The organism is Paenibacillus sp. FSL R5-0623, from assembly GCF_037974265.1.
In the GTDB taxonomy this organism is placed as follows: Bacteria; Bacillota; Bacilli; order Paenibacillales; family Paenibacillaceae; genus Paenibacillus.
In genome coordinates, this window is sequence record NZ_CP150233.1 from 5458985 (window position 1) to 5484464 (window position 25480).

The 25480-nt window shown below is 49.0% G+C and carries 22 protein-coding genes; all 22 read right to left on the reverse strand.

Features of this window, described 5'->3' with window-relative positions; genetic code table 11:
- Positions 1 to 120: 120 nt before the first annotated feature.
- On the reverse strand, positions 121 to 1281 hold the full coding sequence (locus MKY92_RS24055; RefSeq protein WP_339301897.1) for an MFS transporter: 1161 nt from the start codon (positions 1279 to 1281) through the stop codon (positions 121 to 123).
- Positions 1282 to 1382: 101 nt separating this feature from the next.
- On the reverse strand, positions 1383 to 2576 hold the full coding sequence (locus tag MKY92_RS24060) for an MFS transporter (protein ID WP_339297902.1): 1194 nt from the start codon (positions 2574 to 2576) through the stop codon (positions 1383 to 1385).
- Between the two features lie 14 nt (positions 2577 to 2590).
- On the reverse strand, positions 2591 to 3343 hold the full coding sequence (locus MKY92_RS24065) for an ABC transporter ATP-binding protein (protein ID WP_339297903.1): 753 nt from the start codon (positions 3341 to 3343) through the stop codon (positions 2591 to 2593).
- Positions 3344 to 4153 carry an ABC transporter ATP-binding protein gene (locus MKY92_RS24070; protein ID WP_145325176.1) on the reverse strand — a complete coding sequence of 270 codons (810 nt, stop codon included), beginning with the start codon at positions 4151 to 4153 and terminating at the stop codon, positions 3344 to 3346.
- The gene (opp1C, locus tag MKY92_RS24075) at positions 4134 to 5030 is read right to left on the reverse strand and encodes a nickel/cobalt ABC transporter permease (protein WP_339297904.1); all 897 of its coding nucleotides are present in this window, start codon (positions 5028 to 5030) and stop codon (positions 4134 to 4136) included. Before opp1C ends, MKY92_RS24070 begins: the two co-directional genes overlap by 20 nt.
- A complete protein-coding gene (gene opp1B / locus MKY92_RS24080) occupies positions 5030 to 5962 on the reverse strand; it encodes a nickel/cobalt ABC transporter permease (RefSeq protein WP_339301899.1) in 933 nt (310 codons plus the stop codon). The genes opp1C and opp1B overlap by 1 nt, the downstream gene beginning before the upstream one ends.
- 13 nt (positions 5963 to 5975) lie before the next feature.
- Positions 5976 to 7604 carry a nickel ABC transporter substrate-binding protein gene (nikA, locus tag MKY92_RS24085; protein WP_339297905.1) on the reverse strand — a complete coding sequence of 543 codons (1629 nt, stop codon included), beginning with the start codon at positions 7602 to 7604 and terminating at the stop codon, positions 5976 to 5978.
- Positions 7605 to 7820: 216 nt separating this feature from the next.
- A complete protein-coding gene (locus MKY92_RS24090; protein ID WP_339297906.1) occupies positions 7821 to 9122 on the reverse strand; it encodes an opine metallophore biosynthesis dehydrogenase in 1302 nt (433 codons plus the stop codon).
- Positions 9123 to 9188: 66 nt separating this feature from the next.
- Complete coding sequence (locus MKY92_RS24095; protein WP_339297907.1) at positions 9189 to 9986, reverse strand: SAM-dependent methyltransferase; 798 nt, start codon at positions 9984 to 9986, stop codon at positions 9189 to 9191.
- Between the two features lie 43 nt (positions 9987 to 10029).
- A complete protein-coding gene (locus MKY92_RS24100) occupies positions 10030 to 10890 on the reverse strand; it encodes a diaminopimelate epimerase (RefSeq protein ID WP_339297908.1) in 861 nt (286 codons plus the stop codon).
- Between the two features lie 335 nt (positions 10891 to 11225).
- Entirely contained in the window at positions 11226 to 12452 is a 1227-nt protein-coding gene (locus tag MKY92_RS24105; RefSeq protein WP_339297909.1) for an amidohydrolase, read from the reverse strand.
- 50 nt (positions 12453 to 12502) lie between these two features.
- Entirely contained in the window at positions 12503 to 13561 is a 1059-nt protein-coding gene (locus MKY92_RS24110; protein ID WP_076319775.1) for an LLM class flavin-dependent oxidoreductase, read from the reverse strand.
- A 54-nt stretch (positions 13562 to 13615) separates the two neighbouring features.
- Positions 13616 to 14488 (reverse strand): LysR family transcriptional regulator, encoded by an 873-nt coding sequence (locus MKY92_RS24115; RefSeq protein ID WP_339297910.1) that lies wholly within the window; start codon positions 14486 to 14488, stop codon positions 13616 to 13618.
- 69 nt (positions 14489 to 14557) lie between these two features.
- Positions 14558 to 15106 carry an NADPH-dependent FMN reductase gene (gene ssuE / locus MKY92_RS24120; protein ID WP_339297911.1) on the reverse strand — a complete coding sequence of 183 codons (549 nt, stop codon included), beginning with the start codon at positions 15104 to 15106 and terminating at the stop codon, positions 14558 to 14560.
- Between the two features lie 123 nt (positions 15107 to 15229).
- Positions 15230 to 16147 carry an ABC transporter permease gene (locus MKY92_RS24125; RefSeq protein WP_339297912.1) on the reverse strand — a complete coding sequence of 306 codons (918 nt, stop codon included), beginning with the start codon at positions 16145 to 16147 and terminating at the stop codon, positions 15230 to 15232.
- A 61-nt stretch (positions 16148 to 16208) separates the two neighbouring features.
- Entirely contained in the window at positions 16209 to 17141 is a 933-nt protein-coding gene (locus MKY92_RS24130) for an ABC transporter permease (RefSeq protein ID WP_339297913.1), read from the reverse strand.
- A gap of 41 nt (positions 17142 to 17182) precedes the next feature.
- The gene (locus tag MKY92_RS24135) at positions 17183 to 18826 is read right to left on the reverse strand and encodes an ABC transporter substrate-binding protein (RefSeq protein WP_339297914.1); all 1644 of its coding nucleotides are present in this window, start codon (positions 18824 to 18826) and stop codon (positions 17183 to 17185) included.
- A gap of 172 nt (positions 18827 to 18998) precedes the next feature.
- Positions 18999 to 20342 (reverse strand): LLM class flavin-dependent oxidoreductase, encoded by a 1344-nt coding sequence (locus MKY92_RS24140; RefSeq protein WP_339297915.1) that lies wholly within the window; start codon positions 20340 to 20342, stop codon positions 18999 to 19001.
- 322 nt (positions 20343 to 20664) lie between these two features.
- Positions 20665 to 20943 carry a glutaredoxin family protein gene (locus tag MKY92_RS24145; RefSeq protein ID WP_339297916.1) on the reverse strand — a complete coding sequence of 93 codons (279 nt, stop codon included), beginning with the start codon at positions 20941 to 20943 and terminating at the stop codon, positions 20665 to 20667.
- Between the two features lie 217 nt (positions 20944 to 21160).
- Positions 21161 to 22114, reverse strand: coding sequence for an aminoglycoside phosphotransferase family protein (locus tag MKY92_RS24150; RefSeq protein WP_339297917.1), 954 nt, complete (start codon positions 22112 to 22114; stop codon positions 21161 to 21163).
- Between the two features lie 424 nt (positions 22115 to 22538).
- Positions 22539 to 24266 (reverse strand): glycosyltransferase family 2 protein, encoded by a 1728-nt coding sequence (locus MKY92_RS24155; RefSeq protein ID WP_339297918.1) that lies wholly within the window; start codon positions 24264 to 24266, stop codon positions 22539 to 22541.
- Positions 24267 to 24332: 66 nt separating this feature from the next.
- Positions 24333 to 25172: a GT-D fold domain-containing glycosyltransferase gene (locus MKY92_RS24160; protein ID WP_036673573.1), complete on the reverse strand. Its 840-nt coding sequence runs from the start codon at positions 25170 to 25172 to the stop codon at positions 24333 to 24335.
- Positions 25173 to 25480: the final 308 nt, after the last annotated feature.

A 25480-nucleotide genomic window follows, 5' to 3' on the forward strand; every position in this document is an offset into this window, starting at 1 on the left:
TTCAACCTGCAAAAAAACAAAAAAAGGCTGATGACCAGCCCTTGCACTTTCGCATCCTGAGGATACGTTTTGGCAAGAAGTGAGTCATAAACCTCCTCTGTAAATGTTCTTTAGTTCAATTTATACAGACACCACAGATTTGGCCTTATTCCCCGCTTCCATCCGTTGCCTGAACACCAACACCAGAATCATCGCTGCAATAGAGAGCAACGTGCAGATCATAAACATGGTCGAATACGAACTTACCTGTACAATAAGCCCCATCGCCAGTCCACCCAAAGAGAATCCAAGGTCATACGAGGACATGAAGATCCCCATGAGTACATATCTGGAATCTGCAGGCAACACAAAAGACAAGTATGTGGTTAATGTCGGGTACAACAGTGCCAAGGCAAAGCCGCTGAACACTGCGGAGAGATACACCAACGGCCCGATGATCTCCATCAGGCTGAGCAACTGGGTTCCCAGTGCTGCACACAGCATTAACCCGGCCATCAGCCAGGTATTCCAGCTACCATCGGACGGAATTTTTTTACGTAAAATAAACCTGCACAGGATCACAACCAATCCCTGTATCGTCAGAAATACCCCAGCACTCGCCATTCCGGTGGATACCATATATAGGGGAAGAAAGGTCGCTGTCGCACCAAAGACGCAGGATGCAAACAACATGACCACACTGCTAATCAGCAGTGGCGTACTGCGCCAGATGCCGCCAAATGAACGCAACATATCGCCCAAGGTGTACGATTTGTTCTGTACGGTACTCCGCGGCAGATCCACATTATACCCAATCAGAAGTGGCAAAGCCGCCAGTCCGATCATCAGCAGCGTAAACGCCAGATCACTGGCATTTTCCCAGATTTGTATGGCGAGGATCGGAATGACCAGAGAAGGAACCATCGTAAACAGGGTGTACATGGACAGCCCTTGTGCCCGGTCTTTGTCCTCCAGCTTTTCCACAATGCCTGCCTGCATCGTCATGGAGAAAAAGGCCGTAGCCACCCCTTGCAGGGCTCGCAACCACAGATACGTCTCCACACCAAAAACAACAAACAGCAGCAACGTCCCGGCGTGTAAAAGCAATAGCCATTGCATCACACGAAGCGGCCCATGCTTACCCAGCAGCTGTGCTGCAAAAGGTCTCAAGAGCATACAGGTGAACATATATGCCCCCATCATCAGACCAATCTCGGCCTGATTCAATCCCGCAGCTTCGCTTCTCAAAGGCAGAATAATCGTCAAAGCTGAATTTGCCGCAAAAAATAAAAAGGCCAGCATATAAAACCGGATAAACGAAAAGGATACCGGATTTAATTTTCCATTGGATGTTGCTGTCACCGAAGACTTCAAACGTTCGTCACCACTTTCTCTCCTGGCAATCAACTCACAGATGTACCTGTCACGGATCTACGCCGTTCATAGGCAAAAACGATCATTACCGCTCCTAGGATAGCACACATCATGTACATAAATGAATAGGAAGAAAAGTCAGCAACCGGTCCCATAATCACACCACCCAGAGAAATACCCAGATCAGCCATCGCGATAAATAACCCGATCAGGACGTTCCGGTTCAGCTTAGGCAACACAAAAGACAAATAGGTCGTGAGCGTCGGATACAGAATGGCTTGAGCAATGCCCATGAATATAGCCCCCACATAGAAAAAGACTACGCCTCCTGTCACCGAAAAACTCACACATTGGGCAGCAACGGCCAAAAGAAACAGGGTACCCATGATAAAAGGAGAATGCCATCTCCCATCAGAAGGAATCCTTTTCCGGAGCAGGATTCGAGCCAGCACAACCGTCCCGGCCTGAAGCATCAGATACACACCCGCATTCCCATTGGGTACTTGGCTCGCATACAGCGGAATAAAGGTTGTAATTGCACCAAATACAACGGAAGCCGCAAGCATCAATACACTGCATCGAAACAGAAACGGATTTTTCACCAACTGAGCAAAGGATTCCCACATACTCACGTTCTGCTCCGAAAGATTCTCAGCAGGTTGCTCCTTGCTTGGTTCCATTTTGGCGGTATATCCGAAGACGCCCGTACAGACGGCAATGCCGATCAGAACCACTGTAAAATAATCCATACCACCCGTCTGCCAGATTCCTAACGCGATAACAGGCCCCACGATCCCCGGTATATAACTGAACAGCGAATAATACGAAATTCCCTGTGACCGATCTTTCTCCGGAAGAGCATCAATAATGCCAATCTGCAAGGCCATGGAGAAGAACGCTGTCGATACACCTTGTAAAATACGAGCAACCAAATAACCTCCGAGTCCCGTAAAGGTATATAAAATCAGCGCAAATCCATTGATGATCAGAATCAAACGCAATATTTTGATCGGACCGTGCTTTTGAATAATCCGACCTGCCCATGGTCTGAAAAACATGGTTGTGAACATATACGCGCCCATGATCAGTCCAATCGTTGTACCGCTCGCGCCCAAAGACGCCCCTTGCAATGGGATGATCACGTTAAGAATGGCATTGGCACTGAAATATAGAAGAACCAGTATGTACAAGCGCAGAAAAGGCCAAGACATCGCTCCACTCACAATGGGTGTTCCCCCTAAAATGTAATTAAATGCTTCAATAATTTCTTCGCATAGTCTGACTGAACATCCTTTAGCTGCTCAATAGGAACTATTTCCTCAATCTGACCATCTCTGAAAATAATGACCCTGTCGCAAATATAGGCTGCCGCCTGTATATCATGTGTGATAAAGACATAGCTCAGCTTGTAGATTTCCTTAAGCTCTTGCAGTAATTGCAACACCTGAATCTGAACAGACACGTCCAGTGAGCTGATCGCTTCATCGAATACGATAAGTTTTGGGGCTGTCGAGATGGCCCTCGCAATGCACACTCTCTGAGCCTCCCCGCCGGATAGTTCATGCGGATATTTGGATCTATAGGAAGGGTCCAGTCCAACTTGGTTCAGCAACAGATCCACCTTCTCTGAGTTACCCTGATCCTTTCGCAGCTTTTGCTGTGCTTGCATTGGTTCCATAATGGCAGCTTCCACATTAAGAAATGGATTGATGGATGACGTATAATTTTGAAAAACGGCGCTGAGGTTACCCATCCGTACACGTCGATCCTGTACGTCTTTACCATCCAGCGAGATCGTTCCACGATCCGGCCGTTCAATGCCCAGGATCAGACGGCCCAACGTCGATTTGCCGCTTCCGCTTTCACCGATGATGCCCAGACATTCGCCCTGCCGGCATTCAAAAGTAACTTGTTTCAATACTTGTTTTTTGTGCTTGGAGAACAGTCCGCCCTGGTTATATGATTTTTCGATACCTTCCACCTTTAGCATCTATAAGTCCTCCTGCATCAACGCCTTAAAATGATTGCTCAGCTCCAATCGGGTAGAGACCAGATACTGTGTATAGGCATGCTCCGGCTCTGTCAAAACAGAATGCATGCTACCGCGCTCGACGATCTTGCCGTCTTTCATGACCATCACGTCATCTGCAATCTTCTGAACAACGCCGAGATCATGGGAGATGAACATCATGGAACAGCCCATGCGTTCACGTAATTGAATTAATTGCTCCACCACTTCATATTGGGAAATCGTATCCAGCGCCGTGGTCGGCTCATCCGCAATAATGAGATCAGGCTCAAGCACCAATGCTAGTGCAATCATGATTCGTTGCAGCATCCCACCGGACAGCTGATGTGGATATTGATTCAGAATCTCGCGCGGATGTCTGAGCATGACGCTTTCCATGGCATTGATGATTTTCCGTTCAATCTCGCGGGTATTCCAGCCAAAATGCTGCTGAAGCGTCTCCCGAATATGGACACCAATAACACAGGAGGGATCAAATGCACTCATGCCATTCTGCAAAATCATGCACAGATGCTTGCCCCGCTTACGCCGCATCTCCGGTTCCGAAAGCTGGTTCAGGTCTTCGCCCTGAAATAACATTGTGCCCGATTGGCGAATCCATGGCTTGTTCAGTCGCATGATAGCCCTGCACGTAACGGACTTCCCGCTACCACTTTCCCCCACGATGGCCATGCAGCTTCCTTGCTTAACTTCGAATGAACTGTTATGAATGATCACTTTACCTGTATTGGTATCCCATACTTTCAAATGTTCAACCTCGACTATATTCATAAGTAGTCTTTCTCACCTCACTTTCGTAAGACTTGTCAGACTTACCTTGAGAGGTCATCAATTTGGGGTCCAGAGCCACTTGAAGCGCATCCGATAGAAAATTAAAAGCAGACACCACCACCACAATGGCCAGGCCCGGTGCCAACATCAATTCAGGTCTGGAGAACATGACTTCTCTCGCCTCATTGAGCATCATGCCCCACTCTGCATGCGGAGCCTGAATACCAAGACCCAGAAAGGAAAGGCCGGAGATCTGCAACATCATCGAACACATGGAACCACTGGCAATGACAGCAATATCGGCAAAGGTAACCGGAACAATATGTTTCGTTATAATTCTCAGATTGGGTGTGCCGGAGGCTTTCGCGAATTTTACATAATCCATATCGGAGAATTGCATCACAGATGTTCGAATAACGCGGGCAAACCAGGCCCATTTCATGCACACAAAGGCAATCAAAATATTCTCCAGTCCTGCACCCAAAATACCGACCACCGCCAGTGTCATCACGTATCCGGGGAAAGACAGCATAATGTCACAGACTCTCATGATCCATGCATCCACTTTCCCCTTGAAATAACCCGCGACGAATCCAACAATAGCTCCAATCAGAACAGAAAGGCTCAGCGCAACAAGAACCCATAACACACTTGGACGGATACCATAGATAAGCCGGGATAATACACATCTGCCCAGATGATCATTGCCTAATAGATAATCCCAGGATGAGGAGGCATAACGAAGCTTCATATTCACTTGTCCAGGATCATGCGGCGCAATAAGCGGAGCCAGTACGCCCGCCATAATCGCGACCATAATCACTACCAAAGAGGTCAACGCAAGCTTGTCTTTGCTCAGATTTTTCAATATTCGCATCAGAATTCCTTTCTCAAACGGGGATTCATCGCCGCATTAATGATGTCGGATAACGTGTTAAATAAGACAAAGGTTACAGCCAACATCAGAACATACGCCTGAATAATCGGAAAATCTCTGCTTAAAATGGATTTTACACTGAGCCTACCGAGTCCCGGCCAGGCAAATACATTTTCGATGACTACCGTACTGCCCAACACGATCGGGATCGCCATACAAAAGATGGACACGGCCACCTGTAATGAATTTCTTAGAATATGAAGTGTAACTTTCTTCTCACTCAGACCACTTGCCCGTGCATATAACACATAGTCCTCATTCATATTGTTCAGCATGGAACTTCGAACCGTTCGGAAGTAAATGCCCGTATAACTCACCGTGATTACAATCACCGGCAGAATGTAGCTTCGATACGAGTCCATGCCACTGGTAGGTAACAGGTCCAGCTTGACGGAAAAATACCAGATCATCATGGCTGCAAGCCAGTAGGATGGCATGGCGGTAAGGAAAAATGATACGCCTCTGACTGATCGATCCAGCAGCTTGCCTTCTCTCATGGCACAGATCACACCCAGCAGGATGGACAGCGCAATAATGAATACCGATGAGACAAGCGTTAACTTCAATGTGTTCATAAAAGCCGGCCCCATCAATGACCATACGGGGTCACCAGATACATAAGAGTTACCAAAGTCCAACTGCACAACAGCCATGATCCAGTTCACATACTGGATCATGAACGGCTGATCGAACCCCAATGCCTTGTTCGTCTGGGCAATTAATTCATCCGTGATCTGCGGAACTTCCTGTGCCTGTAACACCACAACCGCTGGGTCCAAGGGAGATAGATTAATCAGAACAAACGTTATAAATGAAATGATAATCAGTAAAGGGATGGTTAACAGAATCCTTTTGACGATATAACTTCCCATAGCCATCTCCGCTCTATTTAAAATTCATTTTTTCAAAAGGTAGTTCATATTGGGTCTGTTTGAATGAGATTCCATCGAGGTTCCCAGGAGCGACTACGGTGACACGCCCGTTGGTAATCGGGATGAAGACTGCTTCATCATGGACGATCTTCATAATGTCGGCATACAGGGATTGGCGTGAAGCCTCGTCCGTGGAGACCATAACCGCATCGATTTTCTGATATAGTTCATCTGCTTCAGCAATTCCGCTTGTCGTATGTTTGTATGCTGAATCAGACGTAAATGCAGCAATGGTACTCTGTGGATCATAGGCCAGCCCCCAGGTTTGATTAAAGAGCAGGTCATATTCCCCGGTGGCTCTCCGATTCGCAATGGAAGTGGACTCTTCGCCCAAGATTTCAAGCTGAATTCCCAATTCTTTCATGGAATACTGGATCAATTCGGCCTGTATTTTCTGTGAGGACGAGTTGCTGTCATAGTATAATTTCATGGCTAAAGGCTGACCGTTCTTCGTTCTCACCCCTTCACCATCTGCCAATGTCCAGCCAGCTTGGTCCAGAAGATTTTTAGCCAATTCCGGATCATACTCCCGTTTCTTCAGGTCTACCTTGGCGTAATTGACATTGGCTGAAAATAGCGTGTCCGCTACAGTCTGCGTTCCGTTGAAAATATCTTTACTGATCGTTTCCCGATCAATGCCCACCCATAACGCTTCCCGCACTGCCGTTTCCTGAACCGGGCTATTCTCGCGACTGCTATTGGCTACGATCATATTGGTATTCATCGCTTCACTTCGGACCACTTGATAACCACCAGATTCAGCCAATTGGTCCATGGCTTCGACATCGATGCTATCTGCTCCCCGGTCATCCGTGAACACAAAGTTGATCTCTCCCTTTTGTAGTGCCAGGAATGTCGTTTCACCTGCGGGAAGAACCTTGGATGTGATTTTCTTGATTGCAGGTGCACCACCCCAATAGTCTTCATTGGCTTCAAACGTGGCATTCTCTTCGACTTTATGAGCAGTAAGCTTGTATGGTCCTGTGCCGTGGAAACCACTTACTCCGTCTTTGGTTCCACCATCCTTGAAATCCTTGGGTGATATGAAGACGTAAGGTCTTGTCATGGACAATTCCACCAGTGCCGGATAATAGGCTTCCGACAGCCTCAGCTCCACCGTATGCTCATCGATAACTTTTACACTCGTGATTTTGGTAGACAGCTTGATCCAAGCATGTTTTTCGGCATTTGCCTGTACTGCATCGATATTTTGTTTAACCGCCTCTGCGTTGAACGGCTCTCCATTATGGAATTTCACATCATGTCGCAGATGAAAAGTATACGTCTTGCCATCCTCGGAGATATCCCATGATTCAGCCAGCAATGGCTTGATCCCGTCAGGCGTGTTTTCCACCAGAGATTCGTATACCATCCCTTGTGCAGGCATGGAACCAGTGTACAGATGGGGGTTCATATCATTAATATCTTTGGCAGAAGCATAGATAAGTTCCGTTTGTACCTGGCTATTGGCAGGCTCCGTTTGGGCGCTCTCTGTCTCTTTTTGGCTCTGTCCGCATCCGGCGAGCAGCGCAATGGCAGACACCAGCAATAGTATAGATGTAAAAGTAAGACCCTTTTTCACAACATTTCCTCCTGATGAGCAAATTAAATTCAAACTTTACACAAGACCACTACGTGGTCAGAACAACCTTCCTATCGCTGTTATCCCCAGATTTTTTTGATCTCTTTTCCAAAGAGAAAATCCGGTGATAAAGGCGAACGCTTCGCTTCTTCAGGTTCTTTCTGCCCCCTCCGTTACTGTGTAAAACAAAATTTAATTTGCATTATTTAAATGTAATCAGACCCTATTACTTGAAAGTCCAGTGCAGATCATGCGGATATCCTCGTCAAAGGATTGGATCACAAAGGCGTCGGACAAGCGTTGATTCGGGTGTGCGTCAGCTACTTCCTGAATCTTCGCCTCATACCTGGCGATAAATTGATCAATGGTTGGACAGCTCACATCGAGATGTCTGGCAATGCCCTGAATGATTTTGATGCGGTAGTAATCTTCCTTGGGCATACGGGGGATGTCCAGTTCCCCTTCGCGGTTCATGAACGTTTTACGGAATGGGACTGCTGAAAAGTCGAAATATTTCCCTTCCGAGTCGGGTTCCGAGAATGGATCAATCAATAATGAGGTGTACCGTATGTATAATAAATACTCCTGATGAATGACCTGCAAATGATCGAAATTCTCGATATCCTGGCGTGATATACTCTCTAATCGAACCGGATAGTTGTCATCCGTCATGAATTGAAGCAGGTTGACTCCCTGAATATCAAGTCGGTCCGTAATATTCATAATCTCCTGCCACTGTGCCCGCATTTCCCGTATCAAAACCTGTGTAATCGGACCTTCAGGATACATCTTGTATACGTACTTCTGAATATCCGAAGCTCCAAAGATGGCTTCTAATGAAAAGTCATTCATGAACAAGGGTGGATGCACGTACAACGAGATATTTCTCGTTTCCGCCTCCAGTGGAGATTGCATCACTTCCAGCACAATACCCAAACGATCATACACTTGGTATAGCTTACTGACCTGTTCAGACGGGTAACGAGTGGAACCGATATAGACCTTTTTCTTAACCCCTGTTGTAATCACATGATTGGACGGAAGTTCGTGCATCCAACGGGTATCTCCAAGGTAGGTAGAGAAACTGATCACTTCCGGCGCTGCATTCCGCTCTCTCATGTAATGGGTCACGAGTCGATTCGACCCGAATGTTGGAGAAATCAAAATGATACATTTCAGTTGTTTAATGAATTCATTTTTCATTTGTTCCAATACATCGATATAAGCATCGGTGGTAACCGCCAAAATGAGTGTGTCCCATTCGCCCTCAATGGTGTCATATCCCTTGAACACATGATCAACGTAACACTCACCTGCGAGCGATTGATGTTTCTCATTTTGAATGCTGACCTGAATACGTTGATTGTTCTCTTCAAGGGCTGAGAATACGGATGCTGAACGAACCGATTGTCTCCCCGCAATGCCTATACAGCAGTTGAGATGATCTTTGAGCGTTGCCGCAAGCTGAATGGATGCAGGTCCGGTTCCGAGTATCAGGATTCGCTGAAGATTGCTCATATAAGCCTCCTTAATTCCATGTTCAATCTGTAATCCATTTGGACGCACTTGGATGCACTTGCATACCTATGCTTTTTGATACAACGCAATATCGAATACATCATCCGGGCGCAGAATCGTATCAACCAGCTTCCACTTGTTGCTGTCCGTCTCTCTCATGGGATAATTGAACAAGGACTTCAACTGATCACCGTATCTCATGGCTACAACCACCTGCGCATTCGTCAGGGCATGCAGTTGATCAAGCAGCTCATATTTAAGGGCCACCGTAGAGCTGAAAATGATATGGGTTGCTTCCCTGGTATAATCCAGATCCTCCAGCAATGTTGACTCCAAACGAATCTTCAAGCCTGCCGTGCCCAGTGTCTCCACCACCTTTTGCCCAAGTGAAACGGACTCTTCATCAATATCGATCCCGACAACCTGTGCACCTGTTCGCTTGGCGATGAGTAATGGTGTCATGGGGAATGAACCGGAGCCTACCAGCAATACGTTGGAATCGGAGGTGACATGGAAACTGCCAAATTCTTTATCGATACACTCTTCGATATTTTTGAAATAATCGGCAATCTGCACATCCCCGTTCTCTAACTTCAATGCACGATATTTCTCCATGATCGCCACACACAGGGCGGATTTATTTCTTAAAGCCCATACAAGTGAATCTAATTCTTCCAGCTCCGACTGCTCTAACTGTTCCCAGGCTGCCTTATTCTCCGGATCGGTCACAAAGCGGGAGTAGTCATTGATCACAGCCTCCAGCTCTGAACTATGCTGAATCGTATGATCATACTTACTCGCGAGCTTATCGAATTTCTCTGCAAATTCACTCAAACATGTCTGAAAATGGACCAATGTGATCATTTCTTTTCCCCCTATACGTTGTCTCGATCATGTATCATGTCCCTCATGCGTTTACAACGCTCCATTCTGCTGGAGCATCTATGAAGGCTTTGCCCTGTGCCACGATGCCAACCGATCCCTCAATCGTAATGCTCCCAAGTTCTGCGCCATCCCACTGGGCCGCTACTTTGATCGCACCACCGGGCTGCTTGATGTACTGCGTAATCTGCCTCTGCTGGCTCCATGCGAGATACGCTCCTACGGAGGCCGTACCCGAACCACACCCTCTTTCCCAGATCAGACTGTCCAGCTCCGGAACATAGATGAGTGGGGCCATTTCTTCCAAGTGTGATTGATATAACAAGATACCAATCAGCTTATCTCCCAGGGTTAGTCCCAGTAATCTTGCAAGGGTCTGTGCCCTCTTCTTCATCGTATCGTCGAAGTCATCAACTTCGATCACGATATGGATGAACTCAGCATACCGGATGATCACCATATCGAGCTCAATGCCTTCATATCGGATTGTTCGTTGTTCGATCTGCTTCGGAATCGGCATGGTTACCTGGCAGTCGTATTCGTTCTGCTGCTTCTTCACATGGCACATGATCAATTGGTCGGTTCCGGAAACCTCCAACATGATATCCATAGATTCCTGATGTGCCAGTCCTGCTTCAGATGCGAGGTGTGCTGCAAGTGCCATGCAGGCATTGCCACAGAACTCTCCTCCGGCCATTTCCAGATGAGAAGCAGCTTCCGATCTCCTCGTTGGTTCAATGAATCCCACTTGCTCAGCGTAAACATTGTCATACGACATTAGGCGGGTAGCAATATGACTGTATTGCTCGGCTGCATGATCTGTTTTAACCAGAATCGTCATGTTTTGGGTGGGACTGAACTTGATAAAATCGATCTCCTGTTTCATCGCAGCGACTACTCCTGTTCTCCTTTTTTATCTAATAGTAATTATTACGATTAAACGTCGAGAAAAATATAGCACATCTTTTTGGGAAGCGTCAACAAATATTTCCATTAAAAAAAATAAAATTTAACAATACCTTTAGCTGCTCTTTCTGTATGAAAACTCAAACAGAGCTGACGCTTCTGCGCCAGCCCTAACCATAATTATACCATCTGATAAGATTCAACGAATCGTCGTTCCTACCTCGCTCTCACTAAAAAAAGGGAATACGATAAACGGTGCCGCAGAACAGAACCGTTTCGATCATCTGGATATGATCCAGGGTTTAACTTCTTCCCTCACTCCAGATGTGCTTGCACATTGTGCAGTGCCCGTTCAGCCAGTACTGCCAGAAGATGTGCTCCCAGCGGCAGAGCCCGTTCATCCACATCAAAGCCAGGGTGATGCCACTCATGCGGGCCAGAGGTGCCCAGGAAGAGGAACAGGCCCGGAACTTCTTTTTGATAAAAAGAGAAGTCCTCACCTGCTGGAGAAGGTAGCGGTCTAACACTGTTTAATCCAATCTCACTTGCAACTTGCTCCGCCGCAGATACGAGAGACTCATCGTTTACCACGGCAGGTGGTCCCTGAATCCAGCGAACTGTAGCCCGTGTGCCATAGGCTGCCGCCACACCGGCGACTACCTGATTGAAACGTTCGCGAATCCGTGCACGCACTTTCTCATCAAAGGTACGCACTGTGCCATCGAGTATCGCTTCATCAGGAATGACGTTCCAGGCTGTACCGCTGTGGAGCTTGGTGACGCTGATTACAGCACTCTCCTGTGCTCCCAAATTGCGACTCACAATGGCCTGTAATGCCGTAACAATATGTGCGGCAACCACGATTGGATCAATGCCGGCTTCAGGCACGGCTGCATGGGTGCCTACACCTTCCACTTTGACAACAAAACCGTCTGCTGCTGCCATCAATGCGCCTTCCCGAATGCCCACCGTACCTACCTGGAGATCAGGTTTGTTATGTAATCCGAATACCGCCCGAACATCGGACAATGCACCACTCTGGATCACTTGGCGTGCACCCGTTGCTTTTTCCTCCGATGGCTGGAATATCAACCGTACTTTTCCCGGCAAACTGGACTCGCGCTGTTTCAGTAATCGTGCAGCACCAATCAGAATTGCCGTGTGTGCGTCATGTCCGCAAGCGTGCATCTTTCCATCTACCTGGGAGGCAAATTCCAGCTTTGTCTCTTCCTGAATGGGCAGCGCATCAATATCGGCTCTTAGGGCAACCACAGGGCCGTCCCCCTGACCCACTTCAGCGACAAGCCCTGTCCGCAGCGCATATTCGTCTGCAATACGGACGCCTTCCTCTTCCAGCCAACTGCGAATGGCTACCGTCGTCTCCCTTTCCTCGCCGGACAATTCCGGGTTACGATGCAGGTGTCGCCGAATGGTGATTAAACGTTCCGCGAATTCTTCCGCCCGTTCACCGTGAAGTTTATGCTCGGGGCCCTGTACTTGTTGCTCAGAATGCTGCTTGGGCTGTTCCAGATCACTTTTCATCACATGGCCTCCCATTCGTATATATTCACTGCTATATTCACTGCCTACTTCTATCCGATTGCTGCTTCTTCCTTGGATTCCAGTGCAAATTCACTGAGTCCCTGCTCTGCCAAAATTTCACGCAACAATTCGAATGAACGAATTCGCTTGGTAAAGTCCCGTGTAGCTGTAGTCACAATGAACTCTTCCACAGCAAACTCCTGCTGGAACTTCAGCAGCGCCTGACCTACACTTTCCTTCGTACCCCGGGTCACACTTGGCTCCAGAATCTCGATCCGATAGGTTTCGTTCGATTGACGTCCGAATTCTTCCGCCTGTTCCACAGAACCAACGGTCAGCACCTTCCCACTCTCCAGATGAATCTTCACCAGCATATGCTCGCTCGCAAGTCCTTCCGCTTCTTCCTCACTTTCGGCCACGATTAACGATATGGCTAGTGCAGCATAAGGCTCTCGTCCCTGAGAACGATCGAATTGTTCACGATATACGCGGATCGCTTGAAGCGCTACCTCTATATTACTGTTAATGAACAGTGAAAAGACATAAGGAAGTCCCAGTTCCGCAGCCATGCCTGCGCTATCAACACTTGCTCCAAGTACGTACAGCTCCGCTGGAATGTCGGACACAGGCGAAGCGCTGAGTCCTGCAAGTGGATGCGATTGATCTTCAAGCGGCTCATTGTGGATGTATCGTTTCACCTGAACAATTTTCTCTTGAAGAGATGCGGCTTCCTGAATACCTTCCTGCAACGCCTGTGTCGAACGTGGTAACCCGCCTGGTGCACGGCCAATTCCCAAGTCAACTCTTCCTGGTCCGAGCGCGGCGAGGATATTGAAATTCTCGGCGACTTTGTATGGACTGTAATGCTGGAGCATTACTCCGCCAGACCCCAGCCGAATCCGCTTTGTATGCGCAAGCAAGTGGGAGATGAGTACCTCCGGGGAGGAACCTGCAACATGCCCTGAATCATGGTGCTCCGACACCCAGAATCGATGGAATCCAAGCTGTTCTGCCCGCTGTGCCAGCTCAATCGTATGCCGAAAAGCATCCACCGCCGTTTCCCCTTCATAGATGGGAGTCTGATCCAAAATGCCAACACGAATACTCATATCCTTCTCCTCCTTGATTGTGCTGAACCACTGTTCTTGAATCTTACAAGCAATCTATAACTGCCGCAGCAGTTCCCCGAAGGGCTCTGCCAATGGCGAATATTCTTCTTTTAACGTGACAACGCTGATCTGCAACGATACACCTGCTACCTCATGTACCTGAATGGGGAACAACTCCTGATTCTGCACTTCCTTCTTCACCGTGAGTCCCGGGAGAAAGGCAATGCCTGCCCCTTGCATAACCAGTTTCTTCGCAGTCTCCGAATTATCGACATGGTATGTAATATTCGGCGGATGTTCCAGCGAGTCGAAAGCCCGGTGAATGCGAAGCCAGTCCAGTGAACCACATTCGAAAAAGACCAGTTGCTCATTCCGGATGGCTTCCATGCTGACATGCCCGCTCTCAATGAATGGATGCCCTTTATACACATAGAGCTGGATCGGATCTTCATAAAAGGCAACTGTACGGATCGCAGGATGCATGACCTTGCGCACAAAAGCAAGATCGATCTCCTGACCAAGCAGTTTGGCAATCAGCTGATCCGTCGTTGCTGTCGTCAATTTAATATTAATTTCGGGGTAAGCTTTCTTGATCTTGGGTAGAAAATCGGGAATGACATAGTTGGATACCGATACTGTACTACCGAGCCGAAGAGCATCCGGTGTTGTTCGGCGTTGCTGAATCTTCTGCTTGCCCTTCTGAATCACTTGCAGCACTTGCTGCGCATACGGCAGGAATTTCCGACCTTCCTCTGTCAGCACAATTTGCTTGCCAAGCCGATCAAACAACTTGCAGCCCAGCTCCCTTTCCAGTGACTGAATGCGAGCTGTGACCGAAGGTTGGGACAAGAAGAGTACTTCGGCAGCCTTATTGAAGCTTCCATAATGATTGATATATACAAATGCTTCAATATTCTCGATATTCATGAGCGCCTCCGTATCCACGTCCGCAGACGTTTGATCTTATATTGATTTATCCAATATATTTACTTGGTTTTACGATATCGTAATCCCATCCTTTTCCAGTTTCAATATCAATTCATCCAGCGAGCGATCCAGACGTGTAGTAATATCCGCAGAGAGCACAAATTTCTCATCATCCAATCGTTCGATTCCCTGATCCACAGCATACACGCCACCCAGAATATGTCTTCCACCAAGGGCTGCCAGTACAGGCTTCAATGCATAATCAATGGCGAGCAGATGAGCAATGGAGCCACCGATGACGAGTGGGAGTATCAACTTACCCTGTAACCCTTCTTGCGGAATCAGATCCAGGAACAGCTTGAGCACTCCCGAGTACGATGCCTTATATACCGGCGTAGCCACAATAACTGCATCCGCGGCTTCCACGACAGCAAGTGCATCACGAATGAATGAGCTGTCAAACCGGGCTTGCACCAGATCCTCAGCGGGCAGATCCACAACATGAATGACTTCAACGGTAATGCCTGCCTCCGTTAATTTTTGGCTGCTGTAATCCGTCAGACCTGTCAAACGCGAACGCTTGGAAGGTGATCCGGCAATAATGACAACATGTGACATGAATATCTCCTCCTCAAGCGTAAACGGCTGTCGCCGTCCTCTGGTGGCACAGCTACCGTTTCGCAGTGAAATATAAAAATGGATAAGGTGAAACTTATAAATTCTTATATTTTGGAATAGCGGTCAAGCCGCTCCTTTTACTTTGGGGTCCAGCCGATCGCGAATGTCGTCTCCAATCAGATTAACCGCCAGTACAAACAAAGTGATCGCCAGCCCCGGGAACGTACAGATCCACCAGGCAACCGTCAGATAACCTCTACCTTGCGAGAGCAATGCGCCCCAATCCGGGATTTCCTTCAACACCCCAAGTCCCAGAAAACTGAGTCCGGAACCCGTAAGAATTGATGTCCCTACGCCCAGCGTAGCCATGACCAGCAGTGGTGACAACGAATGTGGCAATACATGTTTCCAGAAAATACGTGTATTGGAACCGCCCAGTGAACGTGTCGCTGTAATGAAAGGAAGACCTTTAACTGATATGACCTGCCCACGCATCACCCGTGCGTAGCCCGGAATGGAGGAAACCGCAACAGCCAGTGCAATGTTCATCAGCCCTGGCCCGAGAGCAGCTGCAACAGACAATGCTAGGAGCACGCCGGGTACAGCCATCAGAATATCGACAGCCCGCATCGTGATGTTATCAACAATTCCTCCGGCATAACCCGAGATAATACCCAAAGCACTACCGACAATACCGCCCACAAGAACGGAAGCAAATCCAATGAGTAATGAATCCCTGCTTCCATGTACAACCACACTGAAGATATCCCTGCCAAAATAGTCCGTCCCGAACAGATGCGCAGCAGAAGGAGCCTGCAGTATGGCATCCGTCATCATCTGAGTTGGATCATAGGGCGCAATCCAGCCCGGTACAATCGCACATGCCACGGTAAACACCACTACCAGCAATGCTGCATAAAAGAATAATCGGGATACCGCGAATGAGACGCGATAGCGCAAAGGGCGGCGATTCCACAGACGGATACGTCCTACACTGCCCGCCCATACTTTTTTGTCACCAGCCAAAGGTTTCATGCTCATGAGCAACAACTCCTCCTTTCATAACTCCGCGTCAGGACACATCTGACTGTTCTATCCATGATCATGTGCGGACTGCACGCCGAACCCGGGGATCAATGTACGAATACGAGATATCCACTAGCAAATTCAAGACCACATAGATAATGGATGTAAAGAAGACGACACCTTGCACCACTGGCAGATTCTTGGCCATTAGCGCATCCGCAATAATTCGGCCGATTCCTTGTCTGGAGAAGACAGTTTCCACCACAACAGTGCCCGCAAGCAGATCGCCAATCAGCATGCCGATTACCGTTACAGCAGGTATAAGCGCATTACGCAGTGCATGACCATACATGATGGCACGCTCCGAAAGTCCTTTGGCTCGTAATGCCACGATAAACGGTTCATTGATCACTTCCAGCATGCTGTTCCGCACCATCCGAACGATAAATCCTGCACCCACGAGACCCAGCGTAGCCGCCGGAAGAACCAGTGAGCTGAATCCGTCGGACCCCATGGCCGGGAACCAGCCAAGCTGTACGGAGAATAACAGGATGAGCAGTATCCCCGTCCAGAAGGTTGGCATGGAAATGCCAAACAGTCCAACGAGCCGGGCGACAAAATCAATCACGCCATTACGATGAATCGCAGACAATACACCAAGTGTAATTCCAATCGTGATGGCAATGATTGAGCTGAGTGCGGTCAAAGCCAGTGTCGCTGGAAAATGTTCCAGTATTTTTGGCAAAACCGGATCCGAATTGATCATCGATTTACCGAAATCTCCACGCAGCATATCACCAAAATAGTTCGCAAACTGGATGTAAAACGGCTGATCCAGTCCAAGCTGGGCCCGCAGATTCTCGATCATCTCCGGGGTAGCCGAGGACGGGTCCAGCATGAGCAGAACCGGATCACCCGGCAGAAGATACATGATGCAGTACACCAGCACCGAAGCTCCGAATATAACCAGGAGCGATGTTGCGAGTCGTGACAGTATCGTTTGAACCATACCGGGATATCTCCTTCCTGAATCTGGATTGGCCGTTCATGTTAAGGCTGAATGCGGACGTCGTTAAAGAGTGGATACCCCAGCGAATCGAACTTGATGCCTTCGACCTTTTTGGATGCTGCGACGGTATACGGGAACACATAGATTGGCAAGATTACCGCTTGCTCAATCAGATATTGTTGGATCTGATTATAGATCTCCACACGTTTATCGGGATCCGTCTCGACCGCTCCCTGCTCTAACAGTTCATCGATCTTCGGATCAGACAAACCGGACAATGTCGGACGCTCGCCCTCTGCGCTCGTATGATAAAAAGCGTACAAGGCATTCGGATCGGAATTGACCTGACTGTTGCCATAGAGATCATAATCCCAGTTCTGATAGATGACTGTTGCAATGTCTTTTGTAATCTCGACTTCAACGGCAATGCCAACCTGTTTCAACTGTTGCTGGATAATGGCAGCAATGTCATTGCGTTTCTCCCGATTGGGCGAACCATCGACATAACGCAGGGTCAGCTTCTGCCCGTCTTTGGCACGAATACCATCAGCACCTTTCACCCAGCCTTGTTCGTCCAGCAACTGATTGGCTTTGTTGATGTCCGGGTTGATGCTTCCTTCCAGCGATGCATTATAACCCAGGATTCCAGGAGACAGTGCGGACCACGCACGTTCGTAGTTGCCCAGATACAATGTTTTGACAATCGATTCCACATCTACGGCGGATTGTACCGCCTGCCTTATTTTCACATCATCCCAAGGCGCTTTGCGCAGATTGAAAAAGAGTGTGTATGGTAACCCAACTGTGTTGGCCTGCAACAGTTGCTGGTTCGGATCGTTTTTCAATGCAGCAACATTTTGCGGGGGAACCGTCTCGGCAGCGAGTACCTGACTACTCTGAACACTTCCGATGCGCGTCGCTTCTTCCGGTACAATTTTGAATGTGATCGTATCCACATGGGGCGCGGCTTTATTTTCAACCGTCTCAGGTCCCCAGTTGTAATCCTTGTTTTTGGCAACGACGATATCCGCATTTTCATCCCATTTCACAAAGGTATACGGGCCTGTGCCCACCGGATTTTTCCCCAGCTGGTCGCCATATTTTTGGGCAGCCGTAGGGGATACGATCCCCAGCAGCGCCTGGCTCAAGTTGCCGAGAAAGGCTTGCGATGGTGATTCCAGATTTACCTTGATGGTATATTCATCAATGACTTCGGAGGAGCTATAGGGTCTAATCAGGGCCAGAGAATTGGCAGCTTTGGTGGCTGGGTCGATCACCCGGTCCAGATTGTATTTCACCGCTTCCGCATTAAACGGTGTACCATCATGGAACTTCACACCTTCACGCAGCTTGAACGTATAACTCTTGCCGTCCTCAGATACGCTCCATTCCGTGGCAAGCCAAGGTTTGATGGAACCATCAGGCAGCTGCACGACCAGATTGTCGTAGATCGTCCGGATGGCACGCACCGTTACAGCAAGCCCACTGCGATGAGGGTCCAGCGTATCCGGTGAAGTTGCAAGTGCAAAAGTCAGGTTGCCTCCTTCGGCTTGCCCGGCCTGATCCCCGCCTGATGCCTGTGCCGCACCGTTCGTGCTTCCTCCCGCCGTTCCGCAACCGGATAATACCATCACCAATACTGCTGCCAATGCCATATATTTCATCCATGAGATAGACCTGTTCATATCGCTTCCCCCTCTGTGTATACAGGTGTCATTAAATTGATGTCTATACCAATACTCCATATATCCTATGAGTTAAGTAGGTTTTAAAGCAGTACAAAACGTAGTAATTGATTTCATTACCGGTTGGAGAAAACAGCCAGACAACATCAGATGCTCGTTCGCTCCCTATCCGTTATGCCAAATCAGATACAACTTGCTTCTTCGCAGCCGTATAACGGTTAACCGGAATCTGTACCCCAAGGTTCCCCCGTAAAGTATCGTGTTCATAGTCCGTACGATACAGGCCGCGTTCTTGCAGAATCGGCACAACCAGTTCCACGAAATCAGACAACCCACTTGGCAGCTCCGAAGCAATAATGAAACCATCCGCTGCTTCCGTCTCGAACCATTCCTGAATCTTGTCAGCAACCTGCTCCGGTGTGCCCAGGAATTTGCTGCGCGGTGTTGCTGCCCGCAGAGCCACTTCACGCAAGGTCAATCCCTGCTCCTTGGCATCCTTCTTGATCTTGTCAGTTCCACTGCGGAAACTGTTGCTTCCAATGCCATTCAGCTCCGGGAACGGTTCATCCAGCGGATATTGGGAGAAATCATGGTGTTCGAAGAAACGTCCCAAATAATCCAGCGCTTTATCAATGGTAACCAGGCTTGCAATCTCCTGATATTTCTGTTCCGCTTCCTCTTCCGTCCGTCCAACAATGGGATTGATGCCTGGCAGAATAACAATATCCTGTGCAGAACGTCCATAGGAAGCCGCCCGTGTTTTCACATCCTTATAGAATGCCTGTGCATCTTCAATCGTATCGTGTCCGGTAAATACAGCATCCGCTTCTTGTGCCGCCAGCGTTTTGCCATCCTCCGATGAACCTGCCTGGAAAATCACCGGCTGTCCTTGCCGTGAACGGGCAATATTGAGCGGACCTTGTACGGAGAAAAATTCTCCTTCATGATTAAGCGTGTGCAGCTTGGATGGATCGAAGAATACACCGCTCTCTTTGTCTCTTACAAAGGCATCATCTTCCCAAGAGTCCCACAACCCTTTGGTTACCTGTAAATATTCCGCGGCAATGCGATAACGTTCCGGATGCGTAGGGTGACTGCTCTTGCTATAGTTCTTCGCTGTACCTTCCAGCGGAGAAGTCACGACGTTCCAGCCTGCACGGCCATCACTGATCTGATCGAGGGAACCGAACTGTCTCGCTACGGTGAACGGATCACTATAGGATGTCGAGAGGGTGCCTACCAGTCCAATACGTGAAGTAACGGCAGCCAAAGCGGAGAGGATACTGATTGGTTCGAAGCGATTCAGGAAATGGGGAATGGATTTCTCGGTAATATACAGACCGTCTGCGATAAAGACCAGATCAAACTTGCCTTCCTCCGCTTTCAGTGCCTGACGTTTGTAGAATCCAAAGTTAACGCTGGCATCCGACAGAACCTCCGGGTGTCTCCATGTGGTGTTGCTTCCTCCAACCCCATGAATAATGGCTCCAAATTTCAAACTGCGTTTCGCTGTCATATGCACTCCGCCTTCCTTGGATTAGAATCTTCAAAAGAATGATCAAGGACCAACTGAACTGATTACGTATGCAAAATAACTTAAAAGTTAACTATTCCTATGAGTTTGGTTTGTTTTAATTTCACAAAGCTTATCACTGCCCCGTAAAAGGGTCAACAGCGTGACTAATAGATTTTTTCTATATGAACATTGAAGTTTTAAATAAGACCATTTACATCCCAAGTGAGCTATAACTTATGAACGTTCCGGCTGCTGCACAAATGCGATCTTGCATCATGCAGCAGCCGGAACAGCTTGCTCCAAAGGTATATATCGACTCCCGTTAGACTGCGGCCGCTTCGTCCGCTCGTGCCAGAAGTTCAGCCAGCTTCTCCAGATCAGGTTCCAGCAAGGCTTCAAACTTGCCGTCCCCTCCCACTTCAATGACGGGTACATGCCGAATGCCATATTTTGCTTCAAGCACATCTCTCAGCACGTCATGACCCTGCACTTCAATCTTCTCAAAAGGCTGGTTTCGCTCTGTCAGAAATGCTTTCACTTCCCCGCAGAAATGACAGCCTGTTTTGCTCCACAGCACGACTTTTTTGGTTGATGATGACATCGACATACCTCCTGATTGGTTTTAAGATCAAGATCTGGGCCATTGAATATGAACGCCCTAGACCTTCAATTCCCATCTGTTAAATAAGAATTATGGCTCTAAATGTACTCCTGTGCCCTTCCTGCGTCAATGGATCTGCTAATAGAATAAACCTATAACCAAATAGAAAGATTAAATTATAAATTTGAAAGATGGCTTATTTTACAGGAATGAATCGTTATTGGCCCCTCCTAACCTTGTTAAAAGCTTGTTTGGCTAAATCAGTGTAGAACTCGATCTGATCCGGACTTCGATCTATGGCCCACCTCAGGGTATCAAAAGCTTTCAATAACAATACACGGCTCGCTAGATTCAGTTCGCGCTCTTGCTCTTGTGTACTTGTCCCATAGCCTTCTAAAAACGCTTTCAATTCTACCTTGTCAGGACCCTCACCCCGTAGCTGGCATTGCATGAGTTGAATGATATCGCCATACGGCACGACGGTGACCTCCGCATTCCCCCAGTCCAGAAGGGTAACCTCACCCGTTGAACTTACGATGATATTCTTCAAGGAGAGATCACCATGGCATAAACCAAAGCGGAACTTTTGCAATTTCAATTGTTCGAACCATTGCCTTACGAGCTGTGATTCCTTCATCGTAATGACACCAAGCTCAATCAATGAATCTTGCTCCGTGAGACTATTGATATTGTATTGCACATATCCTTGCCAACTGCCATCTGATCCTGCATGAGGGGGAGAGTAAAATTCGTTTTGTACGTGATCGGGCATTTCCCTTCCGAAACCAGCCACCGGGATGGATTGAAACTGTTTTGTGTACTCTCCAAGTTTCCTCCAGATTACGGAAGCAGGCACGGTCGTGTCTAATCCGTTATCCCCTTCGATATACGTTTGAATCATATATGCATGTTCAGCGGTAAGCCCCAAGGACAATGTCTGTGGCCCAGGAATACCGGCACTCGCCGCTTGTTCGATGCACCATTTTTCTTTCACAAAGGTAGAATATGTATCTGGATCGTTCATGCGTACAACCACTTTATGACTTGCCGTCTCCACCAGGCAGACCTGATTAACAAAACCTTTACCGATGATATGATGTGAGCATGTTACTTTTTCCAGCAAAAAATCACTGGCAATCTGTTCGGCTTGGTTGACTACAGAATTTTTCACCGTGTTTCCTCCCTGTCCCTATCTGATGACCCCAAGTTACGCTTGGTGATCATTGTGTTGGTCATAGTGTAAAAGGAAATCGATGATCTTTCAATCTCTTTACTTTAAGTGGTCTATTTAAGTTAAACTAATCATTTACACGATAACGGAGAGGACAGAAAAAACCTGAAAAAGCGAAGCGTTCGCCTTTATCCCCGGATTTTCCCTTGAGAAAGGGGAATCGAAAAAATCTGGGGATAACAGCGATTGGAAGGTTATTCTGTCATCGTAGTGTCAGTGTAAATAATCTTTAGTTCAACTTATATAGCTACCAACTCATATGTAATGTTTGGATGCGGAATGAATTCAAAGCGATTCCACAGGATACCGCTGCATCTTTCATTCCGCATCATGCTGCTGATTCGCATAACTAGATCGCCTGACATTACAGATCGGGGTTCAAGAGCAGAGGTGGGGCGATAATGGGCCAGCCTTCTTCCATCGCATTCAGTTGGGCCGCAGACACGCTGATAATATGCCCAGAATGTACACCCCAACGTTCTGCCGCATAGACCGAAACAAATCGTCTCCGCTTGTCTCCGCTGATCTGATATCGAATCTCGGGTGCATCCACTGCGGCAACAATACTTCCTTCTGCCCATCCATTGTGAGAACCATGAACCGCTGTCGTATGCACCTGTTGTGATTCCCTCGGCCATCCTTGCACGTCCCCCGCTGATATCAGTGCTTCTCCGGCAGGAATGGCGAGCAGATCCGGTTTGGCAATCTGAACAGGAGATATTCCACGAGGTACAGGGATGTTCAGCTTACGCCGCCGACCGCCAGTTAGAGTATAGACATCTCCTTTGGCATCGGACAGAAACGAACCTTCCGGGTAGAAGTCATAACTGTGTCTGAACTGTAATGCTGGATCTTGGCTGCCCTGCGTTGAGATTCGCTGACGCGGATCCATTGGGTTTGTGTCACCATCCTCTTGTTGACCGGATGGGGTACCAGAGGTTTGTTGTCTAGCCAAGCGAGAGGTTTCGGCAACCAGCGCATGGGGATCTCCCCACTTTTGGCTATAAAACTGCTCGTTATCCTTATTCACTACAGCAAAGTCCTGCTCACCCAAGGCTTTCATACTGACACTTCCGAAGTGGTGGATAAAAGCATCCCCGGCTACCGCAAGCTGGTATCCTGCCAGCTTCACCCGGATGATCCAGTCATCATCTTCGAAATTGCCCACCGCGTACCCTTCGTCCAGATAACCTACCCGTTCCAGCAGCTCCCGTGAGAACAGCCAGCAGAATCCGACCAGTCGATCGGTTATTCGATGTTTGTCTGCATCCGGACGATTATGTGTGGCGGCAAAAGACCACATCTCTTCTACCTCACGGTACGGAACCTCAATCTGCTGATCCCCGCCAATATAGTTGGTCACCGGACCCACCACACCAATCTTCGGATCACTGGCAAGACAAGTCATCATGTTATCCAGCCAGCCCGGAGTAACAAGCGTATCGTTGTTCAGCACGATGATATGTCTTCCTCTCGCCATCATCAGTCCATGATTGACACCTCCTGCAAACCCCCGGTTCTGATCCAGGGCAGCCACCCTCACCATGCCGCCTTTGCGGCGCATGGCCTCGGCAGTTCCATCCTTGGAGGCATTATCCACGACAATGATCTCGAAGGGGGCAGGGGTATGCTTTTCAATACTGGACACACATTTCAGTACATAGTCTCGCTGATTGTACGTGGGGATAATGATGCTAACTCCTTCAAAAACAAGACCAAACGAGCTCTGTCCCTGGCGGACACCTTCGTTGTATCCTCTGGTATACCCCTGTTTGTAGAGCCTGGCGCCTTTGGCTGTGCGCCTGCTCTTGCCTTTATGTCTGGATTTCCGTATTGAGCGACGACCTGCTGCATGCAGGACTGCCATGGCAGATCGCGAGACATTGTGCTGTGTGGCACGGTGGTCCGCTTTTTTTTCGCTGCTTATGCTGCCATTCCGGTTGTTTTCACTGCGGCTCTTGTCACTGTGAGTGCTGATATTTGGAATGATGTTCAGATGACTATGACCCTTTCGACGGACGACGTTTCGAGCATTAACCTTGTTGTTACGACCATGACGTCCTTCCCCGCGCTGTTGATCGGGTGCTCTCATGTTGCTCCCTCCATTTCCACTTGTCCGTGAGGCTAACACGCATATCACCAGCCTCTGGACGGTCCACTAGAGTTGAAGCTCTCCTGTTACCAGTTTGTCAGCCAAATGTCCAAAATCCAAAGCGACCTTGCCGAGTTCACCTGCAATTCGCCGACACAGAATGACCGCCGGAATTCCCGCCGCCACCAACGCGATATCAAAAGCATGTTCTGCAGTTTGCTGCATCACCCTCGGAATATCCATGACTCCTGCCACAGAACCAATGATGCCTGTGACATGAATCCCCCGGTTATGCAGCAGTGCCGCAAGCTCTGGTGCCTGGCTGCCTATGAGCAGAACCCGCCGTCCTTGCAGCAAGGGCAACACCAGGCCGGACTGATGCAGACTGTAATTGATCGTCGAACTGGTCAATTTCAGCCGGGACCAGTCGATCCCGAAGTGGCGCAATACCGGGAATAACAGCCCCTGGAAGGTCGGCGCCCGCGAGATCGGCACGCCAACCCAGTCGGCGGCCTGTATGGCTTCCGCAAGCATCGCGCGGATGTCTGGGGTTGAGCATGGCACCCCTGCATAGGGCAGAAACGGTGCCAGCTCCTGCACTTCCTGGCCTGGCAGCACCGTATCGGCTGCCAGGGTGAGCAGTTCGCCATCTCCGAGGCGAACGACAGACAAGGGGCGCTGCGCATCCAGCGCCGCTGTAATGTGTCCAGCCATCTCATGAGGGCTGGACAGCCGGGCCAGGCTGGGCGCGTATTGGCGGAATCCCGCCGCGATCAGATCTGCCGCCGCCACGGCTGGCAGAATGTGATCCGGCGGGATGTGCTGCGCCACCAGCGCCTCCCCGCCGGCGAATACGCCGTCGCGGTAGCCCTCGGCGTAGCCGCCGGGCACGGCCTCCGCCTGCACTGCGTGCTCCGCGGGCGGAGGCGGCAAGCCCTTCGCGCCGGCAGCGCCTCCCCGCCCCGCGGGGGCGCCACCCTTCGGGTGTGTCGCCTGGCGCGGGGCGGGGCCAGCACCGCTGGCAGGCATCGCCGGTGGCGTGCTGGCTTGCGGTGCTGGCAAGGGCGCACGGCGCATCGCCGTGCGCTGCTTGGCGCGAGCAGCGGCACGCCGGCCCCGCGCGGATGCCGGCCTGCGCCCAGCAGTGGCCTGGCGCAGGCCGGCTTTGCCTTTGCCGGTGCGGCTGGCTCTTGCCGCTTTGCTCGCACGCGCAG